Here is a 23194-nt window from a genome sequence, read left to right on the forward strand (position 1 = left end):
TTGAAAATGGCCAATACGCTGCTGATGCCCAAGGCGACCGCCGTCTGGCTGGTCGACAACACCGCGCTCTCCTTCGAGCAGATCGCACAGTTCTGCGGGCTGCATCCGCTCGAGGTCAAGGCGATCGCCGACGGCGAGTCGGCGCAAGGCATCAAGGGCATGGACCCGATCATGACCGGTCAGCTGACCCGCGACGAGATCGCGCGCGCCGAGAAAGACCCGAACCAGCGCCTGAAGCTTTCCGACCCCAAGGTGCGGGTGCCGGAATCCAAGCGCAAGGGTCCGCGCTACACGCCGCTGTCGAAGCGTCAGGACCGGCCGAATGCCATCCTGTGGCTGGTGCGCAACCATCCCGAACTCAAGGACGCGCAGATTTCGCGTCTCGTCGGGACCACCAAGTCGACGATCGAGCAGATCCGCGAACGCAAGCACTGGAATTCGGCCAATCTGCAGCCGATGGACCCGGTGACGCTGGGTCTGGCCTCGCAGATCGACCTCGACATGGAAGTCAACCGCGCCTCGCGCGGCCGCGAGCAGGCACAGCCGGTTGGCGACACGCTGCTGCCGGCGGCCTTGACCGAGCGGCTGGTGCCGGCTCCGGAAAAGCCGAAGGACGAGGATGCCGAGCTCGACGCCAACGCGGTTTTCGCCAAGCTCTCGGCCTTGAAGTCGAAGAATACGGACGCGGACGACGACGAGTAAGATTGTCGCGAACTCAAGAAAAAGCCCGCTTCGAGCGGGCTTTTTTGTGCCGTCTGACCGACTCAGCTTCGCGCCACGCGGTCCGGCGCCATGCCGTAATCCTCGCTGCGCTCCACGGCCCGGTAGAAATCGGCAAGCTGCTTGCCCCGCTCCGGTTTGAAGATGCGGCCGGCGATCACCACCGAGGCGATGCGGTCGATGCGGAAGGCGCGGAAGTCGTCGCGCATCTCGCACCAGGCGACCAGCGTCCACACCTTGCCCCAGAACCACAAGCCGAGCGGCCTGATGTCGCGCGCGGTGCCGCGGCCGGCCTCGTCTGAGTAGTCGATGGTCAGCACCTGGCGCTTTTCGACCGCACGCTCGATCAGGTCGATCGCCTCGCGGGCGGCGTCGCTGACCACCCACATCGGCGTGTGGATCTCGGTGCGGGCGATGCGGTCCTTTTCGGCATCGGGCAGCACGGCGCCGATCTTGACCAGCGCCTCGTCGGCGGCGCGTGCCATGGCGGCGCCACCAAAGGCGCGCACCATGCGCGCGCCGGCAACCAGCGCCACGATCTCGTCACGCGTGAACATCAGCGGCGGAAGGTCGAAGCCCTCCCTCATCATGTAGCCGACGCCGGCCTCGCCGTCGATCGGCACTCCGGTCGACTGCAGGTCGGCTATGTCGCGATAGATCGTTCGCTCGGAAACCTCGAGCCACGTGCCGAGCTTCTGTGCGGTGACCAGACGGCCACCCCGCAGATGCTGCACGATCTGAAAGAGCCTGTCGGCGCGGCGCATCGTTTGCTTCCCCAGTTTTTTCTCTATGCATGCCGTGGTCCCGGAACCAGGCCCACTTCCAGATGACATGCATTACGGCTTCAGTCCCTCGCGCTTGCGCTGGGCGGCAACGAACTCCGCGCCAAAGGACAGTTTCTTCGTTGTCGGCGTCTTCGCATCGAGCACGCGCCAGAAGGGCGCGACGTCACTCAGCGTCATGCCGCGCTCAAGGTCTTCCTTGGCGGCTTCGGCAACCGTGCGCAGATGATAGCCGATAGTGACCGGACATGTCACTTCGGCGCCGTGTTCGATGGCAAGGGCGGTGCGCAACGCACGGATATCCATCTCGACGCCTTGCGGAATCGAGCGGATGAAATCGTCGACCTGGCGAGCCGTCGGCACCAGCATCGGCTGGCCCTCGATGACATCTCCCATCGTGCGCGGCGTCGGTTTCACGCCGTTGATGCCAGGCGTGTTCAGCCTGTCGTTCCAGCTTTTCATCGATCGTCCTCTCGGCCGGCCATGCGCATTATCCAACCATCGCACGCCCCTCCTGACAGCATACTGTCAGGAGGCTTCAGCATATTCCTTGGCAAACAGCGTCCGCATCTGCGCGAGATCGCTGCCTCTTTCGGGATAGAGCGTCTTCAAAAAGGCAAGGGCAAAGGTGCCAGGCGCCGAACCCGGCGCGGACACGATCTTGCCGTCGGCGACGGCATGCGGCACGTCCTGATAGTTGCTGTCGCCAGCATAGCCGGCTTCATGGCCGTTGATCCAGTCACGGCCATTGCTGGTATGCTTGGCTTCTTCGAATATGCCGCCCCGGGCCAGCGCCAGCGTGCCAGCGCAGATACCGCCAACCACGCCGCCGCGCGTTGCGACGGCGTTGAGCAGTTCGGCGACATCCGGCGGCGCCTTACCCGCCCACTGATCGGAGCCGATGACGGCGACAGCATCGAGATCGGCATTCTCATCAACATCGACCGAACGATCGGGCGTCAGCCGAAAACCGCTGATTCCGGTCACCGGCTTGCCCTGGGGTGTCAGCGAAACGGCGCGGGCGCCAAACCATTCAACCGCCGAGGCCGCCAGCAAGCCGTATTCCCAGTCGGCAAAACCTTCGATGAAAAGGAAGCCGATTGTCTTCTGATCGGGCATAAGCTCGCTCCATCCCCCGGCGCGCCGCAGCTTTGTTTTCATGCATGTCGTGCCCCCAAAACCGGGGGCAACTTTTGGGCGACATGCATTGATATCTGGGCATTGGCGCGTCCATGTCCAATATCGACGTCGAAAAATTCGCCTCAATTGCCGCGGGAGCGACGTTCCGAATACATATCGGGCCAGCCGATGTCCTTGCGGATGTCCGCGGGAAGTGAATTCATGAAGCGCTGCGTGCGGATTTCGTTGCGCATGGTGCGAACCTTACCGACATAGTGCTGCATGCCGCGCAGAATGGTGTAACCGTTCATGACCAGTCTCCTCTCTCTTGATGGAGACACTATCGCACACCGCTCCTGACAGCAGTCTGTCAGGAGGATGTCAGGCGCTCGACGATAGTTTCGTTCGATGCGTCCGCTGGGGGAGAGCATTGTTTTCCGCCGCCGTCGTGCCTTGCTCCAGCAAGCCTGCAGGCGCCGATTGTTCACCAATCGGATGACAGTGAAGACGAAATTGTTCACCGCATGGCGACGGACTGTCAGGGCAGGCGGTCTTTAGTTAGGTGCTCGCAGTTCTGATATGAAAGGAGAAAATTCTTCCCCAAAACCAGGGAGACGACCATGAGCCTGCAACTGACAGGAATCCACCACCTGACTGCCATCACCGCCAATGCGCCGGGTAATCTTCATTTCTACACGAAGATTCTGGGCTTGCGGCTGGTCAAGAAGACGGTGAACCAGGACGACACATCGGCCTACCATCTGTTCTATGCCGACGGCGAAGCGACGCCGGGCACCGACCTTACCTTCTTCGACTGGCCGGTTGGCCGCGAGCGGCGCGGCACAAACAGCATCGCGCGGACCAGCCTCAGGGTCGGCAGCCCGGAAAGCCTTGCCTGGTGGAAGCAGCACCTCGCCGGTGAAAACATCGTGACAGAAGAGATTGCCGACATCGGTGGCCTGCCGTCGCTGGATTTCGAAGATCCCGAAGGTCAGCGCCTGCGGCTGGTCAGCGATGGCGGCAAGGGCGGCAGCCACCCCTGGGTGCAAAGCCCAGTGCCGGCCGAGCACCAGATCCGCGGGCTCGGGCCGATCGTCATCAGCGTTCCCGACATCACCACCACCGAGGCGGTGCTGACCCGGGTGATGAACATGCGCAAGGTCCGCGACTATGCCTCACCGGATGGCGAGGGCCAGGTCCACGTCTTCGAAATGGGTGCGGGTGGGCCGGCAGCCGAGCTTCATGTTGCCGTGCAGCCCGGGCTGGCGCCCGCAAGGCAAGGTGCCGGTGCGGTTCACCATGTCGCCTTCAGGGCGCCGGATCAGGAGACGTTGCACATGTGGACCGCCCGCCTGGCCGAATTTCGGCTGCCGTCAAGCGGCGAGGTCGAGCGCTATTACTTCCGCTCGCTCTATTTCCGCGAGCCGAACGGCATCCTGTTCGAGATCGCCACCGACGGGCCGGGGTTCACCGCCGACGAGCCGCTGGAGACGCTGGGCGAAAGCCTTGCCCTGCCGCCTTTCCTCGAACCGAAGCGCGCCTCGATCGAGGCCGGCCTGAAGCCGTTAAAGTAGAACGGCCCCCAGCGGGCGCCACGTGCCGGTTCAGGAACCAGGCGCCCGTTCTTCTCAGAGACCAAACGACGCAAGTTTTGACAGCCGGCCGCGTTGCTGGTCAAAGGCGGCATGACGAAACTCCTCGCCCTTGTCATAGTCGGCTTCATGGTCATCCAGCTGATCAAACCGATCGGCTGGCCCGGGCTCAAGCGCCGCGGCGATTTCTGGAAGCTGGCGCTGCTGGCGATGGCGGCGATCTCGCTGGCGGCCGTGCTCGGGCATTTGACCTAACGCTCACACCGACAACAGCGGACCCGGCGTTGAGCTGGCGAGCACCAGACCGACGAGGTGTTCCGCCCAGGCGCGGTAGCCGGCTTCCGAGGCGTGAAAGCCGTCCGAGGCGAAACCCTGTTCGGGGTTGGTGATCGGCAGGCGTGGCGCCGGCACCGCGCCGCGCTCCAGGCAGAGCCGTTCACCCATCCGGTTCATTGCAGCGGCGCGGATCTCGAGGATCTTGCCAAGCAGCGGCGGCATGGCCGGTGCGCGCGTAAACTCCAGCACCGGCGACCACACCACCCGCGCCTCCGGCCATTTGGCGCGCAGCGCGTAGAGCAGGCCACCGAATTCCTTCTTGAAGCGCGGCACGGAATGAAAATTCTTCGCGTCGTTGGTGCCGATGGCAAGCACGATATGCGTCCATGGATCGGCCGACAGATTGGGCAGGACATGGTCGCGGATTTGGCCCGACGTCGCCGAATTGAAGCCGGCGGCGCGCCAGCGCACGGCGCGGCCGGTACGCTGCGAGATCAGCATGGCGAGTTGCGCGGCAAGCCCGTTCTCCGAGTTGCCGATGCCGACCGAGGCGGCGGAGGAATCGCCCAGCACCAGCAGCGAGATATCAGGCGGCTCGCCTGATATCTCGTGCATGACCGGCCCTTGCGCCGGCAGCATGCGCGAGGTGCGGCGGCGCACGCCGAGCCCCTGCCAGACATAGACGGGGAAGGCGAGCCAGGTGAGAAGAGCCGGGAAGCGCATGGCGGTACCGTGGAATGATCTGCGGCAGGCTTAGCGCATGTTTGGGCCGAGGTGAACGCCTTCAGTCGCAGCAGTCCGCCTTACCGGTCGGCTTGTCCTGATATTCGTCGTGCAGCCGCACCCAGTCCATCAGGCCATGATAGGGGCCATTTTCGTTGCGGCCCTTCGGCGTCATGTCGAGATAATCATAGGCGCCGATCTGCGCCTCGCCGCCGCGGGCGCGCGACATGAAGGTCAGGAAGATGTCGCCGTTCTCGTCCTTGTAGAAAACGCTGGTGCCGGGCAGCTCCTTCGACGTCCGCGGACGGGTTTCGAAATTGTAGGTGGTGTCGCCGGCGGCGATCTGCCTGTCGGTAAAGGAGACCTGCATGTCGAAGTTGAAATCCGAGGCATAGGACGACACCCAGTCGAATTTCCAGCCCATGCGTTGCTTATAGGGCAGAAGTTCCGCCAGCGGCGCGCGCGAGATCACGACCAGCGATACGTCGTGATGCCCGAGATGCCGGTTGGCGCCGTCAATATGGTCGGCAAGGAAGGAGCAGCCCTCGCAATGATGCGTGCAGCCCGGCCCAAACATGAAGTGGTAGACGATCAACTGGCTGTTGGCACCGAACAGTCCGGCCAGGTTCTTTGGCCCTTGCCCGGTCTCGAAGACATAGTCCTTGCGTATTTTCAGCCAGGGCAGTTCGCGCCGCTCGGCCGCGATGCGTTCGCGTAGCCGTGTCAGTTCCTTCTCGCGCGCCAGATGTGCCTTGTGCGCCTGGAACCAGTCTTCGCGTGAAACGACCTTGTTGCGATGCATGAACTTCTCCCTGTCTCTCACCCCAAGGACGTTCGGGATGGGCGCAAACCGACATCGCTGCCGGCAACGCCCAGAGGAAATGGGAATGAGGGGGCCTTCCCCCAAATCCGCAGGCAACAAAAACCCGGGCGCATTGGCCCGGGTTCGAAGAAGACGAAAGAATTGTCTTCAGGCGGCCTGTTCGAGGCTCGCCTTCCACTTTCCGAGCGCGGCCAGATAATTCATGTGAGCGCGATGGGTGAAGGCGGCCTGGCCGGCGGCGACGTTCGACGCCTTGCCGCTCCATGCCTTTTGCGGGGCGGCCTGCAGCGCACGGCCATAGGAGAAGGTCAGCTTCCATGGGTGCGGGCCGATGGCGTTGATGGCGTTGAGGTTGGCGGTCGCCTCCTCGTCCTCCTGTCCGCCGGAAAGGAAAGCGATGCCCGGCACCGCCGCCGGCACCGTCTCGCGGAACAGTTTTATCGTCTTCTCGGCGACTTCCTCGGGGCTGTCCACGGTGCCCGACTTCTTGCCCGACAGGACCATGTTGGGCTTCAGGATCGTGCCTTCGAGCACGACGCCGGCCGCATGGAGTTCATCATAAAGCTTTATCAGCGTCGCCTTGGAAACCTCGTAGCAGGTGTCGATATCGTGGGCCCCGTCCATCAGCACTTCCGGTTCGACGATCGGCACGATGCCGGCCTCCTGGCAAAGGGCGGCATAGCGGGCGAGCGCATGGGTGTTCGCGTTGATCGAATTGACGGAGGGCACGCCCTTGCCGGTATCGATGTCGATCACCGCGCGCCATTTGGCGAAGCGGGCGCCGAGCTTGTAATAGTCGGCGAGGCGCTCGCGCAGGCCGTCGAGGCCCTCGGTCACGGTGTCGCCGGGAAAGCCGGCCAGAGGCTTGGCGCCGGCATCGACCTTGATGCCTGGGATGGCGCCGGATGCCTTGATGATGTCGACCAGCGGCGTGCCGTCGGCGGCCTTCTGACGGATGGTCTCGTCATAGAGGATGACGCCGGAAATATACTTGGTCATCGCGTCCTTGGCGCGGAACATCATCTCACGATAGTCGCGGCGGCTGTCGGCGGTCGATTCGACGCCGATCACGTCGAAGCGCTTCTTGATCGTGCCGGAACTTTCGTCGGCGGCCAGCAGGCCCTTACCGTTGGCCACGATCGCGGCGGCAATGTCTTCGAGACGTTCGCTCATCATGCTTCTCCTGGAGGGGTTCGTTCCGCGCTTAACGGAAGTCTACCGCCAAAGGAATGGCATCGGAAAGCTCGAATCGATTGAAAGTTTCGGGCGCCGTCCGCAGCGCCGTCGATCCCGCCGGAGCCTACTTCTTCAGCACGTCGACGCCGGGCAGCGGCTTGCCTTCCATCCATTCCAGGAAGGCGCCGCCGGCGGTCGAGACATAGGTGAAGTCGTCGGCGACCCCGGCGTGGTTGAGCGCCGCCACCGTATCGCCGCCACCGGCAACGGAAACCAGCTTACCGGCCTTGGTGCGCGCGGCGGCGTGTTTTGCCGCCGCCACCGTGGCGTGATCGAAGGGCTCGATCTCGAAGGCGCCGAGCGGGCCGTTCCAGACCAGCGTCGCGGCGCGGTCGATCCATTCGCCGATCGTGGTCACGGTCTTGGCGCCGACATCGAGGATCATGCCGTCGGCCGGCACGTCGGAGATGGCGACGGTCTCGCAGGCAGCACCGGCCTTGAATTCTTTGGCGACGACGCCGTCGACCGGCAGGATGATGGCGCAACCGGCCTCGGCCGCCTCGATCATGATCTGCTTGGCGGTGGGGGCAAGGTCATGCTCGCACAGCGACTTGCCGACATCGGTGCCGCGCGCGGCAAGGAAGGTGTTGGCCATGCCGCCGCCGATGACGAGCGCGTCGACCTTCTTCACCAGGTTCATCAGCAGGTCGATCTTGGTCGAGACCTTGGCGCCGCCGACGATGGCGACGACAGGACGGACCGGCTTGCCCAGGCCCTTCTCCAGCGCTTCGAGTTCTGCCTGCATGGTGCGACCGGCGAAGGAAGGCAACAGACGCGCCAACCCTTCCGTTGAGGAGTGGGCCCGGTGCGCGGCTGAAAAGGCATCGTTGACGAAGATGTCGCCATTGGCGGCGAGCCGTTCGGTGAAGGCCGGGTCGTTCTTCTCCTCGGCCTTGTAGAAGCGGGTGTTTTCCAAGAGCAACACGTCGCCCTTGTTCATGGCCGCGACCGCACTGCCCGCCGTGTCGCCGACGCAATCGGCGGCAAAGCCGACGGGACGGCCGAGCACCTCGGCTGTGGCCCTGGCAATCGGCTCGAGCGAGAATTCGGGCGAGGGACCATCCTTGGGCCGGCCGAAATGGGCGAGCAGGATGACCTTGGCGCCTTTGCCGGACAATTCGGCGATAGTAGGCGCGATACGCTCGATGCGGGTGGCGTCGGTGACCTTGCCGTCGGCGACGGGAACGTTGAGGTCGACGCGCACCAGCACGCGCTTGCCGCTGATGTTGCCGATATCGTCCAGTGTCTTGAAGGCGGCCATGCGGATTCCTTTCGCGAAAATCGCCGGGACCATACCCCGCGCCAACGACGATGCAAGGCTTTGGCCGCGGTGCTGTGCGAAATTTTGAGGCTCGCGGAGACATAGTGCGTGAAGATCGCCCCATGCGGATGGGGCGCGGCAAACGATCGCGATTGTCAGCTCTCGGTCGTTGCCTTTTCCACCACTGGCTCCGGAGCCGGTTTCTGATCCGTCTGAGCCGCTTGCACCTGCGACTCGGTTGGCTTGCGCCAGTTGCGGATGAAGGCGCTGAGGCGGTCGCCCATCTCGCCGGCGCTCAGGAACACCGGCACCCGCGCCACCGGCGCGGTCGGTTCGAAAGAAAGGCCGAGGCCCGTGATCCTGCCCTTGTCGTCAACATCCCTGACGATCAGCTCGATCTGGCCGATCAGAACGCGATCGGCATATTCGGCATGGCCGCCGAGCCGCGCCGTGACCAGAGCGCCGACGGTCTGCTTTTGCTCCGCCTCGGTCAGGCCCGGCGCGTAGGCTGCCTCCAACTCGGCGGCGGAGCGGGCCGGGTCGACCGCGAAGGCACCGAAGAAATCTGCATCTTCCGGATCGACGACGGCGCGGCTGGCGAACAGCTTGTCGAGCAGGCGCGGATAGCGGTCCGGCACGAAGATGTAGACCTGGTCGCCGGCCGCCAGCCGCCCCATGTCCTGGAAGCGCATCGAACGGCCGTCGCGCAGCACCAGCGAGGGCCGCGCCCAGCGCGGAATGCGCTCGCCGCGCGCCACCGGGCTGCCATGCGCCACGCGATAGGCGAGAAGTTCATGGTGGGCGGAGCCGGGCAGTTCAAGCTCGACCTTGTCCAGCGGTCCCAGCCGCGCCGGCACGATGAGGCCGAGGCGACGCGCCAGTGGGCCGACGGTCCAGCCCTGGATGACCAGCGACACCAGGACGATGATGAAGGCGGTATTGAAGATGACACGGCCATTCTCCAGCCCGCCGAGCAGCGGGGTGATGGCGAGCAGGATCGAGACGGCGCCGCGCAGGCCGACCCAGGAGACGAAGGCGACCTCGGGGCGCGGCAGGCGGAACGGGATCAGACAGAGCCAGACCGCGATCGGCCGCGCGATGAACATCAGGAACAGGCCAAGCGCAATCGCCGGCACCATGATCGCCGGGAACTGCGACGGTGTCGCGAACAGGCCAAGGATCAGGAACATGATGATCTGCGCCAGCCACGACATGCCGTCCTGGAAGCGCTTCAGGATGGTGACCGCCCGGATGTCGGAATTGCCGGCAATGAGACCGGCGATATAGACCGCCAGGAAGCCCGAGCCGCCAATGGCGCCGGCAGCGGCAAAGACCATCAGCGACAGGGTCAGCACGAAGATCGGCAACAGGCCGTGGTCGAGATTGAGCCGGTCGACAAGACGCACGATGGCGAGGCCACCGAGCACGCCGACAATGGCGCCGACGCCCATATTGATGAGGAAGCCGAGGATCAGGTTGGTGACCAGGACATTGGTTTCGGGGTTGGCGTGGGCGGCGATCACCTCGACCAGGGTGATGGTCAGGAAAATGGCGATCGGGTCGTTGGTGCCGGATTCCACCTCGAGCGTAGAGCGCACGCGCTCGCGCAGATTGATTTCGCCGGCGCGCAGCAGGAAGAACACCGCCGCCGCGTCGGTCGAAGCAACGGCGGCGCCGAGCAGGAAGGATTCCAGCCAGGTCAGGTCGAGCAGGTAGTGGGCGGCGGCGCCGAACAGGCCGGTGGTGATAAGGACGCCGAAGGTTGCCAGCGACAGCGCCGGCCCCGCCGCTTGCCGCAGCGCGTTGAGCGGCGTGCCGAAGCCGGAATCGAACAAGATGACGGCCAACGCCAGTGAGCCGACAAAATAGGCGATGCGGGCGTTGTCGAATTCGATGCCGAGGCCGTCGGTTCCGGTGGCCAGCCCGATACAGAGAAACAGAAGCAGGAGAGGGGCGCCGAAGCGGAAGGCGATCAGGCTCGAAAACGCGGCGGCGACAACGAGCGCCGTGCCGACCAGCGTGACGAGATAGATCGCATGCTCCATCCGTGATTTGCCCCTCGAATTCCTCTTTCTATCGATTTACGGGAGAGTGGGGCGAAGGCATGGCCAGTGCAAGGCGCAAGGGTGGTTTTTTGCACTATGCCGGCGATTTCGGACGGCCAAGCGTTGCTGCTCCGGCAAATGAAAAACGCCCGGACGAAGCCGGGCGTTTCAAGTCTCGAGAAGGTAGAGTCTTCGATCAGGCGATGGTCTTGCCGAAGGCGACCGCGGTATCGCTCATGCGGTTGGAGAAGCCCCATTCATTGTCGTACCAGGACAGCACCGAAACGAAGTTGCCGTCCATGACCTTGGTCTGGTCGAGTGCCATGATCGACGAACGCGGATCATGGTTGAAATCGATCGAGACGTTCGGGTGATGGGTGACGCCGAGGATGCCCTTAAGCTTGCCGTTGGAGGCTGCGATGACCGCTTCGTTGATTTCCTGCACGGTGGTCGGGCGCTTGGCGATGAACTTGAAGTCGACGACCGAGACGTTCGGGGTCGGCACGCGGATCGAGATGCCGTCGAGCTTGCCCTTGAGGTCGGGGAGCACGAGGCCGATCGCCTTGGCGGCGCCGGTCGAGGTCGGAATCTGCGAAAGGGCCGCAGCGCGAGCGCGGTAGAGATCCTTGTGCATGGTGTCCAGCGTCGGCTGGTCGCCCGTGTAGGAGTGGATCGTCGTCATCATGCCCTTTTCGATGCCGACCGTCTCGTGCAGCACGGCGGCCAGCGGCGCCAGGCAGTTGGTGGTGCAGGACGCGTTCGAGATGACGATGTGGTCCTTGGTCAGCTTGTCATGGTTGATGCCGTAGACGACGGTCAGGTCAGCACCGTCGGCAGGTGCCGAGACCAGCACGCGCTTGGCTCCGGCGGTCAGGTGGGCTGCGGCCTTGTCGCGGGCGGTGAAGATGCCGGTGCATTCGAGCGCGATGTCAACGCCGAGTTCCTTCCACGGCAGCTGCGTCGGGTCCTTGATCGCGGTGACCTTGAACTTTTCCTTGCCGACGGTGATCTGGTCGCCATCGACGCTCACCTCGTGAGGGAAGCGGCCGTGCACGCTATCGTAGCGCAGCAGGTGGGCATTGGTCTCGACCGGGCCGAGATCGTTGACGGCGACGACGTCGATGTCCTTGCGGCCGGACTCATGGATGGCGCGCAGGATGTTGCGGCCGATGCGGCCGAATCCGTTGATGGCAACTCTGACGGTCATTTTTCTCTCCCTGGGAGCTGGAAGGCAATTTGGTCCGCAGCTTCATAGCGGTGGACGGTCGAAGAATCCAGCCATCCAAGGCATGGATTTAAATCGATTAGGTTGGGCCAGCCCACGAAATCGCCGCATGCGGTTTCGTGGGACGGGCGCCTCAATCCGTTATTTGCCGTGCAGGCGGACTTCCGCCGCCTTGGCCGCCGCCTCGGCAGTGATGCCGAAATGCGGGTAGAGCTGTTCGATCGTGCCCGAGGCGCCGAAGCCGGTCATGCCGACGAAGATGCCGTCCGAGCCGATGAGATGATCCCAGCCCTGGCGAATGCCGGCCTCGATCGCCATCTTGATCGGCGCATTGCCGATGGTCTTCTTGCGGTAGGCGTCGCTCTGCTTGTCGAACAGTTCGAAGCAAGGCACCGAGACGACGCGGGTCGGGTGGCCGTGCTTCTCGAGCAAGTCGCGGGCGCCAAGCGCGATCTCGACCTCGGAGCCGGTGGCGAAGATCGTCACCGCCGCCTCGCCGCTGGCCGCAGCCAGTTCGTAGGCGCCCTGGCTGCTCAGGTTCTTGGCCGAGTGCTCGGTGCGCACCGTCGGCAGGTTCTGGCGGGTCAGCGCGAGCGTCGACGGCGTCTTCTCGGATTCGAGCGCGATCTGCCAGCATTCGGCGGTTTCCACGGCGTCTGCCGGACGGAAGACGTTGTGGTTCGGGATGGCGCGCAGTGCCGCAAGATGCTCGACCGGCTGGTGGGTCGGGCCGTCTTCGCCCAGACCGATGGAATCATGGGTCATGACGAAAATCGAGCGGATGCCCATCAGCGAGGAAAGCCGCATCGACGGGCGGGCATAGTCGGAGAAGCACATGAAGGTGCCGCCATAGGCGATGAGGCCGCCATGCAGCGTGAGACCATTGATGGCCGCAGCCATGCCATGCTCGCGGATGCCGTAGTGGACATAGCGCTGGCCGTAATCGTCCGGCGTGATGTTCTTGGTCTGGCTGGTCTTGGTGTTGTTGGAGCCGGTCAGGTCGGCGGAGCCGCCGATGGTTTCCGGCACGGCGCCGTTGATGACTTCCAGCGCCATTTCCGACGATTTGCGGGTGGCGACCTTCGGCTTGTCGACCGAGAGCTTCTTCTTGTAGTCGTCAATGACGGCGTCGAAGTTGGACGGCAGCTTGCCGGCGAGGCGGCGCTCGAACTCGGCCTTCAGTTTCGGCTCGGCCTTGGCGAGGCGGCCCTCCCAGTCGGTGCGCGGCTTGGCGCCGGCCTTGCCGGCGGTGCGCCGGGCATCGAGGATGTCGGCTGGGATCTCGAAGGGCGGCGACTCCCAGTTGAAGAACTTGCGCGCGCCAGCGATCTCGTCGGCGCCGAGCGGCGAACCGTGCGCCTTGTTGGTGCCGGCCTTGGTCGGGGCGCCGAAACCAATGGTGGTCTTGCAGGCGATCATCGTCGGCTTGTCGGAATGGCGAGCGGCTTCGATCGCATAGGCGATAGCTTCCGGATCGGTGCCGTCGATATGGCTGGCATTCCAGCCGGAGGCCTGGAAGCGGGCGACCTGGTCGGTGTTGTCGGCGAGCGAAACCGGACCGTCGATCGAGATGTTGTTGTTGTCCCAGAAGACGATCAGCTTGTTGAGTTTCAGATGCCCGGCAAGCGCGATGGCTTCCTGGGACACGCCTTCCATCAGGCAGCCGTCGCCGGCCAGCACATAGGTGTAGTGGTCGACGAGGTCGTTGCCGAAGGCGGCGTTCATGATGCGCTCGCCGAGCGCGAAGCCGACCGAATTGGCGAGGCCCTGGCCGAGCGGGCCGGTCGTCGTCTCGATGCCCGTGGCATGGCCGTATTCGGGATGGCCTGCCGTCTTCGAGCCCAACTGGCGGAAGTGCTTGATCTGGTCGAGGGTCATGTCCTCGTAGCCGGTCAGATGCAGAAGCGAATAGAGCAGCATCGAGCCATGGCCGGCCGACAGGATGAAGCGGTCGCGGTCGGGCCAGTGCGGGGCCTTGGGATCATATTTCAGGAAGCGGGTGAACAGCACCGTGGCGATGTCGGCGCAACCCATGGGCAGGCCGGGATGGCCGGACTGGGCCTTCTCAACGGCATCCATGGAGAGAAAGCGGATCGCATTGGCCATCCGGTCATGTTGTTCACGCGACGTCATGGTTCCTCCAGATATGGGGGTTTGGGGCTTGGGAGAGCCCTTGAAAAGGGTGCGCGACACATAGCAGGCGCGGGCTTTTAGTCAACAAATCGGGTGCACATTTGCCGGTCTTGTGATGCCGGCGGCGGGTCTACATTAGCGTTAGCGGGGGACAGTCGCGAGAGCTTTGTTGACGTTGCCTTCACCCGGTGCCTAATGTTTCCGGGATAAGGCGTTCTGAACGCGAACGATTCGGTGATGGGCAGGGCACAGGACGAAGGCCATGACCGGGGAAACCACACTCAAGGAAGTCATCGCCAGGCTGGGCAAGGCCATCGAGGGGCTGGAAAATGCCGTCGCGGCCAAGCTTGAGCATGAGCGCGACTACTCGGAAGCCGAGGCCGAAGTGCAGCGGATGAATGCCGACCGCTCGCGGCTGGCGCAGGAACTCGACAATTCCGAAGCGCGCGCCGAACGGCTGGAAGACGCCAACAAGGAAGTCTCGCGACGGCTGGTGACCGCCATGGAAACCATCCGCGCCGTGTTGGACAGATAGGAGCTGGCCCATGGCACAGGTCACGGTTTCAATCGACGGCAAACAGTATCGGATGGCCTGCGACGAAGGTCAGGAAGAGCATCTGATCGACCTCGCCGAACGCTTCGACCGCTATGTCTCGCATCTGAAAGATTCCTTCGGCGAGATCGGTGACCAGCGGCTGACGGTCATGGCCGGCATCATGGTGATGGACGAGCTTTCGGAACTGCAGAAACGCGTCAAGGGCATGGAAAGCGAAGTGCTGACCTTGCGCAAGACGCGCGACGAGGCGCTGACCAAGGCTGACAAGAGCGACAGCGTGCTGACCAACGCGCTCGGCGCGCTGGCGCAGCGCATGGAAGATTTGACGTCGACGCTGGCGGTGAAATCCTAGAACTCTTTCAGCGTCCGCAGCGAAATTTCTGCATTCTCCAACAAATTGCGAAGATTTTTCGCGGCCCGTATCGCTGCCGGCGACCTCAGTGTTTGAAGGTCGCCGCGGGAGTGGTAAAAGGGTCGGAGACCGCCAACCGGCGGCATTCACAGGGGTAGGGACCATGAGCCTTCGTATCAACGACATAGCGCCGGACTTCACGGCCGAGACCACCCAAGGCGCGATCAATTTTCACGACTGGATCGGCGACGGCTGGGCGATCCTGTTCAGCCACCCGAAGAATTTCACACCGGTCTGCACGACCGAGCTCGGCACGATGGCGGGGCTGGAGGGCGAGTTCAAGAAGCGCAACGTCAAGATCATCGGCATCTCCGTCGATCCGGTTGCGAGCCACGACAAATGGCAGGCCGACATCAAGACGGCGACCGGCCAAACGGTGCACTATCCGCTGATCGGCGACAAGGATCTCAAGGTCGCCAAGCTTTACGACATGCTGCCCGCGGGTGCCGGCGAGACCTCGGAAGGCCGCACGCCCGCCGACAACGCCACCGTGCGCTCGGTCTACGTCATCGGGCCCGACAAGAAGATCAAGCTGGTGCTGACCTACCCGATGACCACGGGCCGCAACTTCGACGAGATCTTGCGCGCGGTCGATTCCATGCAGCTCACCGCCAAGCATCAGGTGGCGACGCCGGCCAACTGGAAGCAGGGCGAGGACGTCATCATCACCGCCGCCGTTTCCAACGAGGATGCGATCAAGCGCTTCGGCGCCTACGAAACCATCCTGCCCTATCTCAGGAAGACCAAGCAGCCCTCTGCCTGAGACAGGCGCCGGAACGGTTTTTTGCCGTTTCCGCCCTTGCGAGCCCAGTCATGCTTGACTGGTCCGCAAGGGTGGACGACCATGCTCTTGTTGGGTTCCGGTGGAGAAAATCGTTCCTGCCGGCGGGTTGAGGGAGCCGGAAGTGGACGTAACTTTGGCCGGGCCAATGGTCAGGGGGTTTTACGACAAGCCCACCGGGGCCATCCAATATGTCGTCACCGATCCGGCGACGAAGCGGTGTGCCATCATCGATCCGATCCTCGACTTCGATGAGAGATCCGGCGCGACGGGTACGAAGAGCGCCGATGCCTTGCTCGATTTCGTAGGGGAAAACGGGCTGGAGCTCAAGTGGATCCTCGACACCCACCCGCATGCCGACCATTTCTCGGCCGCGCACTATCTGAAACAGAAGACCGGGGCGCCGACGGCGATCGGCGACAGGGTTGTCGACGTCCAGAAGCTGTGGAAGGTGATCTACAACTGGCCGGATTTTCCCGCCGACGGCTCGCAGTGGGACCGGCTGTTCCGGGAAGGCGAGACGTTTGCGATCGGCAGCCTTCCAGTCAAGGTGCTGTTCTCACCCGGCCACACGCTGGCCTCGATCACCTATGTGGTCGGCGACGCCGCTTTCATTCACGATACGCTGTTCATGCCCGACAGCGGCACGGCACGCGCGGATTTTCCCGGCGGCAGCGCCGCGCGGCTGTGGCGCTCGATCCAGGACATACTGGCGTTGCCCGATGAGACGCGAATCTTCGTCGGCCATGACTATCAGGCCGGTGGCCGCGAGGCCTTGTGGGAAAGCACGGTGGCCGTGCAGAAGGCGACCAACATCCATCTCGTTGCCGCCCACAGCGAGGCTGAGTTCGTGGCGCTACGCGAAGCGCGCGACAAGACATTGCCGATGCCGCGCCTAATCCTGCATGCGCTCCAGGTCAACATGAATGGCGGCCGGCTGCCGGAACCGGAAGCCAATGGAAGGCGCTATCTGAAGTTTCCGCTGGATGGGCTTTGAGGCAAGTTGTACGAAAAAGGCGGCGACAGTTTCCTGACGCCGCCTTGATATTTCCTGGCCGAAGCCGGCTTTTAAGCCGCCGGCTGTGCCTCGATGGTGCGCAGCGCCTGGGTCTGGCGCTTGGCAGCGGCCTTGACGGCATCCTGCACCTTTTCGAAAGCACGCACCTCGATCTGGCGCACGCGCTCGCGGCTGATGTCGAACTCGGCCGACAGCTCTTCCAGCGTCAGCGGCTCCTCGGCGAGGCGACGGGCCTCGAAGATGCGCCGCTCGCGCTCGTTGAGCACGGCAAGAGCGCCTGACAGCATGCCGCGCCGGTTTTCCAGCTCGTCCTGCTCGATCAGCATGTCTTCCTGGCTTTCGTGGTCATCGACCAGCCAGTCCTGCCATTCGCCGGACTCGCCCTCGCTTGCCCTGATTGGGGCGTTAAGCGACGCGTCGCCCGACAGGCGGCGGTTCATCGACACCACTTCGGCCTCGGACACATTCAGCCTGGTGGCGATCTCGGTGATCTGATCGGGCTTCAAATCGCCGTCGTCCAGTGCCTGGATCTTGCCCTTCACCTTGCGCAGATTGAAGAACAGGCGCTTCTGGTTGGCGGTGGTGCCCATCTTGACCAGGCTCCACGAGCGCAGGATGTACTCCTGGATCGAGGCCTTGATCCACCACATGGCGTAGGTCGCGAGGCGGAAGCCACGCTCGGGTTCGAATTTCTTCACGGCCTGCATGAGACCGACATTGCCTTCCGAGATCACTTCGCCGATCGGCAGGCCGTAGCCGCGATAGCCCATGGCGATCTTGGCGACGAGCCGCAAATGGCTGGTGACGAGCTTGTGCGCAGCGCTGGTGTCTTCATGCTCGGCATAACGCTTGGCGAGCATGTACTCTTCCTGCGGCTGAAGCATGGGAAAGCGGCGGATTTCTTCCAGGTAGCGGCTGAGGCCGCCTTCGCCGGAAACAATACTGGGTAGTGACTGGGCCATGATAGCGCCCCCTCTCTATTGGAGTGATGCCCCCGAAACGCGGCGGGCATGTGACGCGAGCACCATAAGGGCTCGCCCGCGACATCAGATCTTATACAGGAACAAAACCAGAAAAGACAGGCATTTGTTCAACACGAAACAGTGTGTCACGCTAAAGTGAACAATGTCAGTCAGGTTTTTGATGGCTGGTTTCGAGCTTGACGGTGGCAGGTTCAGAGATTGCGAAAACCGCCGACGAGTTCCTCCATGTCCCCCGGTATCGGCGCCTCGAACCTCATCGCTAAATGGGTATCCGGATGGCGAAATGCAAGGAGCCATGCATGCAAAGCTTGCCGGGAAAACGCCTTGACCTGACTTTTCAGCGGTTCCGGCAGCCGGTTGGCCTTGGTGCGGAAAGCCTGGCCGTAGTCGGGGTCGCCGATGACCGGATGGCCAATATGGGCCATGTGGACACGGATCTGGTGGGTGCGGCCGGTTTCCAGCCGGCATTCGACCAGGCTTGCGGTGGCGAACTCCTGTTGCTGTTCGCCAAAGCGCTCCTGCACGGCAAAATGGGTGATGGCATGGCGGGCGTCGTCGCGGCCTTCCGGCACCACGGCACGGCGCACCCGGTCGGCGGCACGGCCAAGCGGCGCGGCGACCGTTCCGGTCGGCCGCTGCGGTATGCCCCAGACCAGCGCCAGATAGGCGCGTTCGAGATCACCCGTCCGGCCGTGATCGGCGAAGGCTTCGGACAACGCCTTATGGGCACGGTCAGTCTTGGCCACCACCATGACGCCGCTGGTCTCCTTGTCCAAGCGGTGCACGATGCCCGGCCGGCGCACTCCGCCGATGCCGGACAGGCTGTCGCCACAGTGATGGATCAGCGCGTTGACGAGCGTGCCGGTCCAGTTGCCGGCGCCGGGATGCACGACAAGCCCCGCCGGCTTGTTGATGACGATCAGGGTGTCGTCTTCATAGAGCACATCGAGCGCGATGGCCTCGCCCTGCGGCGAGGCCGGCTCCGGTTCCGGCATCACGACCGACACGCTTTCGCCTGCGGTCATCTTGCGTTTGGTTTCGTCGACCGGCTTGCCGTTGATGGAAACCGCGCCCTGCCGGATCAGCATCTGCACGCGGCTGCGCGACATGTCGGGGCCGAGGCTCGCCGCCAGCCATTGGTCGAGGCGCTGTCCGGCCGCGTCCGGGCCTGCCACAAGCACAGTTGGTGCCGCCTCTATCAATTCAGGGTCCTCTTCGCTATGAGCGCTCATCGAAAAACCGTTCCGGAATATTTGCCATGGCCCGGCCCGATGCCGACGAAGATCAGGAAAAGCCGCTCGACCCCGAGGTCGAAAAGATGCGTGGCAAGCTCGTCCGCTTCATGGCCATCAATCTCGGCCTGCTGCTGCTGGCCCTTATGGTGGTGATCGCGGCGATTGTCTACAAAGCCCGCAAAGCGCCATCGGCGACCCCGCCGCTGGCTGGCGATATCCAGGTGCCCGCCGGCGAGCCGTTGGGCGGCGACATCGTGCTGCCGGTCGGCGCAAAAGTGGTCAGCCAGTCGCTGTCCGGCAATCGCATCTCGATCGACGCCGAGCTTGCCGACGGCGGCCGCGCGATCTTCGTCTATGATATCGCCGAGCGCCGCCTGATCGGCCAGTTCGCAATTCGCAACAAATAGGCTGGCCGCAACAGTGCAACAAACAAGCGTGTCGCAGAAATGACCGGCTTTGCCGAACATCGTCGTGTCGCGACCGTGGCACTGGTTGTCCGCGACTATGACGAGGCGATCGCCTGGTATGTCGGGCGGCTGGGTTTCCTGCTCCTCGAGGACGTTGATCTCGGCGATGGCAAGCGCTGGGTCACGGTGGCGCCGGCCAACGGGCAGGGCGCCAGACTGCTGCTGGCCGAGGCGTCCGACGAGGCGCAAAGGCAAAGCATCGGCAACCAGACGGGCGGCCGGGTCTTCCTGTTCCTGGAAACCGACGACTTTGCCCGCGACCATGCGGCGATGCTGGAAAAGGGCGTCGAATTCCGCGAGGCGCCGCGTTTCGAGCCCTATGGCACGGTCGCGGTTTTCGCCGATCTCCATGGCAATCTCTGGGACCTGATCGAGCCGAAACGCTAGGCCTGCAGCCGACTTTTCCCCGATAAGGGAAAGCGGCCGAACCCCAGTTGCTTTTTCCCGGCCGTCAGCCTATATCGCCGGTTCTTGAACGCGCCCATCGTCTAGCGGTCAGGACACCGCCCTCTCACGGCGGGAACAGGGGTTCGATTCCCCTTGGGCGTACCAATGTTTTCTGCCAGATGCGATGCTTGCGCTGTACGGCATGTTGCAGCAAGTTGGCTGCATGAAACAATTGGCTTTGCCGCTCCTCATTTCCGCGTCCCTGATTGCCCAGTGCGGTCCGTCGTTCTCCAAGGACAAGAAGATCACCGGCACCATTCGAGGTTTCGAATGTGGCGACAATTGCTATCTGACCATTGTCGACCGCAAGAAGGTGGAGCAAGTCGGCCTGTGTGCCGCGCCCGAGTGCGAAAGCTGGAACGAGCAAACCGTGATGCCGTCCCGCTACAAGGGAAAACGCGTGACCGTCACAGCCGGGCAAGGGCAGCAGGTCGATGACAGCGGCAACGTGATGGGAGAGATGATGTCCTTCACCAAGATCAGGTTTCTCGACTAGCATTGGCGGCATTCAGACAAGGCACCTATGTAGGTTGCTCTTGACTGGCGACGCCCGCGACCCGGCGGCTCCGCATCCCCGAATACCCCCAATTTAAGTCAGCCCGCGACGCTTGAAAGCGCAACAATCCCTGCTACTTACGGGGCCGGGGTAGCATCCGCGGCAGCGCGGATTTTGGGTTGGGTAGAGTTGGAATGGCGTCAGGGAAGACGATTTGCTCGCGCTGCCATGGCGGCGGCAAGGTTTTCGATTGCTCGAGATGGTCTGCGTCGAAAGGGCATTGCTGCCCGCAAGGGACGCACCAGATCAGTTGCCCGGGGAAGACCGTCGCGTGCGCCGAATGTGGCGGCCTGGGGATGCTGGTGGAAGCTGAGCTCAAGGCCGTCGCGTAGCCGCGGCTTCGGCAAGGACGCGATGAGGGCGGCTTCCGCGTTGCGATCGCGTCCGCCATCTCTTGAATGGATTCTGCAGGCTTATACGGCCAAGAGCGGTTTCACCGTCGTGCAACGATAGGACTCGCCGCTTCTGGCGCGGCGGGGCCGATTGCATTAGCATCACGTCAGGGATTTCGAGGCACGGCTCAAGCGGCTCACAGAATGCCGGGTGCCACTGAGATCCTGACGGGCAATCGATGCCGCGGGGAGAAGGCCAATGCAGAAGCTGCAAGCGCAGGGCGTCCACCACATCACGCTGGTCGGCGCCGGGCGCCAGACCTCGATCGATTTCTGGGAAGGCGTGCTCGGCATGCCGTTCATCTTCGAGCAGCCCAACCTCGACAAGGCCAGCGAAAGCCATCTCTATTTCGATCCAGGCGACGGCCGGCTGATCACCGTCTTCACCGATGAGAGCCGCACGCCGCCGAAGCGGCGCACGCCGACCGATCCGGGCTGCGTCCACCACATCGCGTTTGCGGTGTCGCGCGTCACCTTCCTGCAGGCGGTCACCCGGCTCGACGAGCGCGGCATCAAGCACAGCGGCGTCAAGGATCGCGGCTTCATGGATTCGATCTACTTCGAGGATCCGCTTGGCCTGCTGATCGAGCTTGCTTCCTACCGCTTCGAGCCGCCGGCGGGTTTCACCCATGCCGACGTGCTGATGCAGGCGCACAGGCTGCGGGTCGCGCGCGGTGATTACAACATTGCCGAGGCGCACCTTGCCGACGCGATCCAGGCGCTTGTCGAGAGTTCCCGCGCGACCCTGTCGGACGACCGGGCGCCGAAGAATCCATACTGACGGCCAACAAGACAGAGGGAGGACAACAATGGCAAAGACAGTGAGTAAGAGTGCGAAGAAGCCGGCGGCCAAGGCAGCTGCCAAACCGGCAAGCAAGGCTGCGGCCAAGCCGGCGCCAAAGGCTGCCGCGAAGGCGGCAAAACCGGCGGCCAAGACGTCCGCACCGAAGGCCAAGGCGAAATCTGCGAAAAAGCCGGCGCTGAAGCTCAGCATGCTGAAGCCGAGCGTCAACAACATGACAGTGCGGGTGTTTGCCCGCGCGGCCGGGTTCGACGCCGCCGAGACCGACGCCTGGGGCCACACCCGCTCGCCCGAATACATGGCGCGTAATCCGGCGCATCTGACACCGATGATCGAGGACAAGGGGCTGCCCAGAGGCGTGCTTTGGGAAAGCTGTGCCATCATGCAGTATCTCTCCAACAAGCACGGGCTGGAGAAATTCTATCCGAAGGCGCCGGCCAAGCGGGCGATGGTCGACAGCGCCATGTTCTACCTGATCGGCACGCTCTACCCCTATGTGGCGCGCGCCACCTATCCGGCGCTCGGCTTCCCGCACTATCCCGGCGAGGTCGGCCACAGCGACGCCCACCCGGACAAGAAGTCGGAAGCACAGAAGGCGGCCATGGCTGCGATCGCCGAGCCGCTGGAGGTTTTTCACAGCTTCTTCAGGGACGGCAAGCCGTTCATCGGCGGCAAGCACCCGTCGATCGCCGACATCCGGCTGGCGGCAACGCTCGAGTTCCTGGCGGTCATCGACTATCCGCTGCCCAAATGGGCAAAGGAGTACATGGCGGCAATCGAGAAGAAGCTCGGCAAGGCTTACGCCGAGCCGGCCGGCGACGTGCGTGGCTACATCGCCTATGTGCGGTCGCAGGCGAAGGCTCCAGCTTAAGGATTCGTTAACCTAAGCCCTGTCTACTGCTGGGAATTCACCGCGCGACCACGGATGTACTGGCGCACTATCGGTGGAAGGAAAGGTCGGCTCCGTGCCGGCCTTTTTGCTTTTTGCGCGCCTCATGCCGGGACATCGCGGGACGGTGATCAGGCAGCGCCGGCGCATCAACTTTTTGCGCCACGATATTGTCATCGCCGGTGTTGGCTCTAACATCCCTTCAGCAGATTCGGCTTGGAATGCCGACCTGGATGAGATGAGGGGTTGCGATGAAATGCGTGGCGGCAATGCTGATAATCTCCGGCGGCATGCTGGCTGGAACGCTTCTCCCGTCACAGGCCGCGACGCTCAACACAATGGATGATGTCGGGGACGCAATCCAGGCGTGCTGGACGCCGCCGGCGGATGCCGGGAATTCGACCGTAACGTTGAGTTTCAGCTTCAAGCGCGACGGCTCGCTGATCGGTCCGCCGCGGCCGACCGCCGCCAAGGTGGCCGGCGATGACAAGGCGCGGAAGGCGTTCATCGAGGCGGCCATCGCGGCTGTCAAGAATTGCACGCCCCTGACCCTTTCACCGGCGCTGGCGAAAGGCATAGGCGGCAACGTCTTTACGCTGCAATTGGCTTCCCCGAAGCAATAGCGGCTCGCGCCGGCATTTCAGCGAGAAAATGGCGAGACTAAAGCGCGTCGCCCGGCAAGGCTTTATGCCTCCGCCAGGCTGCTTTTCACAACCAATTG

Annotated in this window: 26 protein-coding genes and 1 tRNA gene; 14 read left to right on the top strand and 13 right to left on the bottom strand. The window is 63.4% G+C overall.

What is annotated here, in order from left to right:
* The first annotated feature begins 6 nt into the window (after positions 1–6).
* Positions 7–702 (top strand): DUF1013 domain-containing protein, encoded by a 696-nt coding sequence (locus tag AC56QX_RS09005; protein WP_497115334.1) that lies wholly within the window; start codon positions 7–9, stop codon positions 700–702.
* Positions 703–764: 62 nt separating this feature from the next.
* Here AC56QX_RS09005 and AC56QX_RS09010 read toward each other — a convergent pair whose 3' ends face one another.
* The 4 genes from AC56QX_RS09010 to AC56QX_RS09025 form a co-directional block, all read right to left on the bottom strand.
* Positions 765–1484: a helix-turn-helix transcriptional regulator gene (locus AC56QX_RS09010; RefSeq protein WP_027041910.1), complete on the bottom strand. Its 720-nt coding sequence runs from the start codon at positions 1482–1484 to the stop codon at positions 765–767.
* A 72-nt stretch (positions 1485–1556) separates the two neighbouring features.
* Positions 1557–1964 carry a hypothetical protein gene (locus AC56QX_RS09015; protein ID WP_497115336.1) on the bottom strand — a complete coding sequence of 136 codons (408 nt, stop codon included), beginning with the start codon at positions 1962–1964 and terminating at the stop codon, positions 1557–1559.
* Between the two features lie 66 nt (positions 1965–2030).
* A complete protein-coding gene (locus tag AC56QX_RS09020) occupies positions 2031–2621 on the bottom strand; it encodes a DJ-1/PfpI family protein (RefSeq protein ID WP_497115338.1) in 591 nt (196 codons plus the stop codon).
* A 143-nt stretch (positions 2622–2764) separates the two neighbouring features.
* A complete protein-coding gene (locus AC56QX_RS09025; protein WP_081850348.1) occupies positions 2765–2932 on the bottom strand; it encodes a hypothetical protein in 168 nt (55 codons plus the stop codon).
* 309 nt (positions 2933–3241) lie between these two features.
* Here AC56QX_RS09025 and AC56QX_RS09030 point away from each other — a divergent pair, with 309 nt between their 5' ends.
* Both AC56QX_RS09030 and AC56QX_RS09035 read left to right on the top strand, forming a co-directional pair.
* Positions 3242–4195, top strand: coding sequence for a ring-cleaving dioxygenase (locus AC56QX_RS09030; RefSeq protein ID WP_497115340.1), 954 nt, complete (start codon positions 3242–3244; stop codon positions 4193–4195).
* Positions 4196–4306: 111 nt separating this feature from the next.
* On the top strand, positions 4307–4468 hold the full coding sequence (locus AC56QX_RS09035) for a hypothetical protein (RefSeq protein WP_080512074.1): 162 nt from the start codon (positions 4307–4309) through the stop codon (positions 4466–4468).
* Positions 4469–4471: 3 nt separating this feature from the next.
* Here the strand turns inward: AC56QX_RS09035 and AC56QX_RS09040 are convergent, their stop codons facing one another.
* The 7 genes from AC56QX_RS09040 to tkt all read right to left on the bottom strand — a co-directional run bounded on the left by AC56QX_RS09040 (position 4472) and on the right by tkt (position 13935).
* Entirely contained in the window at positions 4472–5212 is a 741-nt protein-coding gene (locus tag AC56QX_RS09040) for an SGNH/GDSL hydrolase family protein (protein ID WP_497115342.1), read from the bottom strand.
* 61 nt (positions 5213–5273) lie between these two features.
* Positions 5274–6014, bottom strand: a complete 741-nt coding sequence (locus AC56QX_RS09045) for a DUF899 domain-containing protein (RefSeq protein WP_497115344.1) — start codon at positions 6012–6014, stop codon at positions 5274–5276.
* Positions 6015–6182: 168 nt separating this feature from the next.
* Positions 6183–7208 (bottom strand): class I fructose-bisphosphate aldolase, encoded by a 1026-nt coding sequence (locus tag AC56QX_RS09050; RefSeq protein WP_497115346.1) that lies wholly within the window; start codon positions 7206–7208, stop codon positions 6183–6185.
* A 127-nt stretch (positions 7209–7335) separates the two neighbouring features.
* Positions 7336–8532: a phosphoglycerate kinase gene (locus AC56QX_RS09055; protein WP_497115348.1), complete on the bottom strand. Its 1197-nt coding sequence runs from the start codon at positions 8530–8532 to the stop codon at positions 7336–7338.
* Between the two features lie 155 nt (positions 8533–8687).
* On the bottom strand, positions 8688–10577 hold the full coding sequence (locus AC56QX_RS09060; protein WP_497115350.1) for a potassium/proton antiporter: 1890 nt from the start codon (positions 10575–10577) through the stop codon (positions 8688–8690).
* Positions 10578–10773: 196 nt separating this feature from the next.
* Complete coding sequence (gene gap / locus AC56QX_RS09065) at positions 10774–11784, bottom strand: type I glyceraldehyde-3-phosphate dehydrogenase (protein WP_497115352.1); 1011 nt, start codon at positions 11782–11784, stop codon at positions 10774–10776.
* Positions 11785–11943: 159 nt separating this feature from the next.
* Positions 11944–13935, bottom strand: coding sequence for a transketolase (tkt, locus tag AC56QX_RS09070; protein ID WP_497115354.1), 1992 nt, complete (start codon positions 13933–13935; stop codon positions 11944–11946).
* A gap of 262 nt (positions 13936–14197) precedes the next feature.
* Here tkt and AC56QX_RS09075 point away from each other — a divergent pair, with 262 nt between their 5' ends.
* The 4 genes from AC56QX_RS09075 to AC56QX_RS09090 all read left to right on the top strand — a co-directional run bounded on the left by AC56QX_RS09075 (position 14198) and on the right by AC56QX_RS09090 (position 16681).
* On the top strand, positions 14198–14470 hold the full coding sequence (locus tag AC56QX_RS09075) for a DUF4164 domain-containing protein (protein WP_006200774.1): 273 nt from the start codon (positions 14198–14200) through the stop codon (positions 14468–14470).
* Between the two features lie 10 nt (positions 14471–14480).
* A complete protein-coding gene (locus AC56QX_RS09080) occupies positions 14481–14843 on the top strand; it encodes a cell division protein ZapA (protein ID WP_027041899.1) in 363 nt (120 codons plus the stop codon).
* A 163-nt stretch (positions 14844–15006) separates the two neighbouring features.
* A complete protein-coding gene (locus AC56QX_RS09085; protein WP_497115357.1) occupies positions 15007–15666 on the top strand; it encodes a peroxiredoxin in 660 nt (219 codons plus the stop codon).
* A gap of 166 nt (positions 15667–15832) precedes the next feature.
* On the top strand, positions 15833–16681 hold the full coding sequence (locus tag AC56QX_RS09090; RefSeq protein ID WP_497117718.1) for an MBL fold metallo-hydrolase: 849 nt from the start codon (positions 15833–15835) through the stop codon (positions 16679–16681).
* A gap of 71 nt (positions 16682–16752) precedes the next feature.
* Here the strand turns inward: AC56QX_RS09090 and rpoH are convergent, their stop codons facing one another.
* Entirely contained in the window at positions 16753–17664 is a 912-nt protein-coding gene (rpoH, locus tag AC56QX_RS09095; protein ID WP_027041896.1) for an RNA polymerase sigma factor RpoH, read from the bottom strand.
* 212 nt (positions 17665–17876) lie between these two features.
* Positions 17877–18917: an RluA family pseudouridine synthase gene (locus AC56QX_RS09100; RefSeq protein WP_497115358.1), complete on the bottom strand. Its 1041-nt coding sequence runs from the start codon at positions 18915–18917 to the stop codon at positions 17877–17879.
* Between the two features lie 26 nt (positions 18918–18943).
* Between AC56QX_RS09100 and AC56QX_RS09105 the strand changes: the two genes are divergently transcribed.
* The 7 genes from AC56QX_RS09105 to tolA all read left to right on the top strand — a co-directional run bounded on the left by AC56QX_RS09105 (position 18944) and on the right by tolA (position 23096).
* Positions 18944–19327 carry a fimbrial protein gene (locus AC56QX_RS09105; RefSeq protein WP_497115360.1) on the top strand — a complete coding sequence of 128 codons (384 nt, stop codon included), beginning with the start codon at positions 18944–18946 and terminating at the stop codon, positions 19325–19327.
* Positions 19328–19366: 39 nt separating this feature from the next.
* Positions 19367–19774 carry a VOC family protein gene (locus AC56QX_RS09110; RefSeq protein ID WP_497115362.1) on the top strand — a complete coding sequence of 136 codons (408 nt, stop codon included), beginning with the start codon at positions 19367–19369 and terminating at the stop codon, positions 19772–19774.
* Positions 19775–19864: 90 nt separating this feature from the next.
* Positions 19865–19939, top strand: a tRNA-Glu gene (locus AC56QX_RS09115).
* A gap of 19 nt (positions 19940–19958) precedes the next feature.
* Entirely contained in the window at positions 19959–20330 is a 372-nt protein-coding gene (locus AC56QX_RS09120; protein ID WP_497115364.1) for a hypothetical protein, read from the top strand.
* A gap of 651 nt (positions 20331–20981) precedes the next feature.
* On the top strand, positions 20982–21563 hold the full coding sequence (locus AC56QX_RS09125; protein WP_497115366.1) for a VOC family protein: 582 nt from the start codon (positions 20982–20984) through the stop codon (positions 21561–21563).
* A gap of 28 nt (positions 21564–21591) precedes the next feature.
* Positions 21592–22455: a glutathione S-transferase family protein gene (locus tag AC56QX_RS09130; protein ID WP_497115368.1), complete on the top strand. Its 864-nt coding sequence runs from the start codon at positions 21592–21594 to the stop codon at positions 22453–22455.
* A 269-nt stretch (positions 22456–22724) separates the two neighbouring features.
* A complete protein-coding gene (tolA, locus tag AC56QX_RS09135) occupies positions 22725–23096 on the top strand; it encodes a cell envelope integrity protein TolA (RefSeq protein ID WP_497115370.1) in 372 nt (123 codons plus the stop codon).
* The last annotated feature ends 98 nt before the right edge of the window (positions 23097–23194 follow it).

Source organism: Mesorhizobium sp. RCAM 06353, assembly GCF_059683585.1.

Bases quoted from the DNA above. Each gene is read 5' to 3' on its own strand.
- AC56QX_RS09075 (WP_006200774.1), top strand. From the start codon at position 14,198: ATGACCGGGGAAACCACACTCAAGGAAGTCATCGCCAGGCTGGGCAAG.
- AC56QX_RS09030 (WP_497115340.1), top strand. From the start codon at position 3,242: ATGAGCCTGCAACTGACAGGAATCCACCACCTGACTGCCATCACCGCC.
- AC56QX_RS09020 (WP_497115338.1), bottom strand. From the start codon at position 2,621: ATGCCCGATCAGAAGACAATCGGCTTCCTTTTCATCGAAGGTTTTGCC.
- tolA (WP_497115370.1), top strand. From the start codon at position 22,725: ATGAAATGCGTGGCGGCAATGCTGATAATCTCCGGCGGCATGCTGGCT.
- gap (WP_497115352.1), bottom strand. From the start codon at position 11,784: ATGACCGTCAGAGTTGCCATCAACGGATTCGGCCGCATCGGCCGCAAC.
- AC56QX_RS09040 (WP_497115342.1), bottom strand. From the start codon at position 5,212: ATGCGCTTCCCGGCTCTTCTCACCTGGCTCGCCTTCCCCGTCTATGTC.
- AC56QX_RS09045 (WP_497115344.1), bottom strand. From the start codon at position 6,014: ATGCATCGCAACAAGGTCGTTTCACGCGAAGACTGGTTCCAGGCGCAC.
- AC56QX_RS09080 (WP_027041899.1), top strand. From the start codon at position 14,481: ATGGCACAGGTCACGGTTTCAATCGACGGCAAACAGTATCGGATGGCC.
- AC56QX_RS09055 (WP_497115348.1), bottom strand. From the start codon at position 8,532: ATGGCCGCCTTCAAGACACTGGACGATATCGGCAACATCAGCGGCAAG.
- AC56QX_RS09120 (WP_497115364.1), top strand. From the start codon at position 19,959: ATGCTTGCGCTGTACGGCATGTTGCAGCAAGTTGGCTGCATGAAACAA.
- AC56QX_RS09130 (WP_497115368.1), top strand. From the start codon at position 21,592: ATGGCAAAGACAGTGAGTAAGAGTGCGAAGAAGCCGGCGGCCAAGGCA.
- AC56QX_RS09060 (WP_497115350.1), bottom strand. From the start codon at position 10,577: ATGGAGCATGCGATCTATCTCGTCACGCTGGTCGGCACGGCGCTCGTT.
- AC56QX_RS09025 (WP_081850348.1), bottom strand. From the start codon at position 2,932: ATGAACGGTTACACCATTCTGCGCGGCATGCAGCACTATGTCGGTAAG.
- AC56QX_RS09125 (WP_497115366.1), top strand. From the start codon at position 20,982: ATGCAGAAGCTGCAAGCGCAGGGCGTCCACCACATCACGCTGGTCGGC.
- rpoH (WP_027041896.1), bottom strand. From the start codon at position 17,664: ATGGCCCAGTCACTACCCAGTATTGTTTCCGGCGAAGGCGGCCTCAGC.
- AC56QX_RS09050 (WP_497115346.1), bottom strand. From the start codon at position 7,208: ATGAGCGAACGTCTCGAAGACATTGCCGCCGCGATCGTGGCCAACGGT.
- AC56QX_RS09015 (WP_497115336.1), bottom strand. From the start codon at position 1,964: ATGAAAAGCTGGAACGACAGGCTGAACACGCCTGGCATCAACGGCGTG.
- AC56QX_RS09010 (WP_027041910.1), bottom strand. From the start codon at position 1,484: ATGCGCCGCGCCGACAGGCTCTTTCAGATCGTGCAGCATCTGCGGGGT.
- AC56QX_RS09090 (WP_497117718.1), top strand. From the start codon at position 15,833: ATGGTCAGGGGGTTTTACGACAAGCCCACCGGGGCCATCCAATATGTC.
- tkt (WP_497115354.1), bottom strand. From the start codon at position 13,935: ATGACGTCGCGTGAACAACATGACCGGATGGCCAATGCGATCCGCTTT.
- AC56QX_RS09035 (WP_080512074.1), top strand. From the start codon at position 4,307: ATGACGAAACTCCTCGCCCTTGTCATAGTCGGCTTCATGGTCATCCAG.
- AC56QX_RS09085 (WP_497115357.1), top strand. From the start codon at position 15,007: ATGAGCCTTCGTATCAACGACATAGCGCCGGACTTCACGGCCGAGACC.
- AC56QX_RS09105 (WP_497115360.1), top strand. From the start codon at position 18,944: ATGGCCCGGCCCGATGCCGACGAAGATCAGGAAAAGCCGCTCGACCCC.
- AC56QX_RS09005 (WP_497115334.1), top strand. From the start codon at position 7: ATGGCCAATACGCTGCTGATGCCCAAGGCGACCGCCGTCTGGCTGGTC.
- AC56QX_RS09110 (WP_497115362.1), top strand. From the start codon at position 19,367: ATGACCGGCTTTGCCGAACATCGTCGTGTCGCGACCGTGGCACTGGTT.
- AC56QX_RS09100 (WP_497115358.1), bottom strand. From the start codon at position 18,917: ATGAGCGCTCATAGCGAAGAGGACCCTGAATTGATAGAGGCGGCACCA.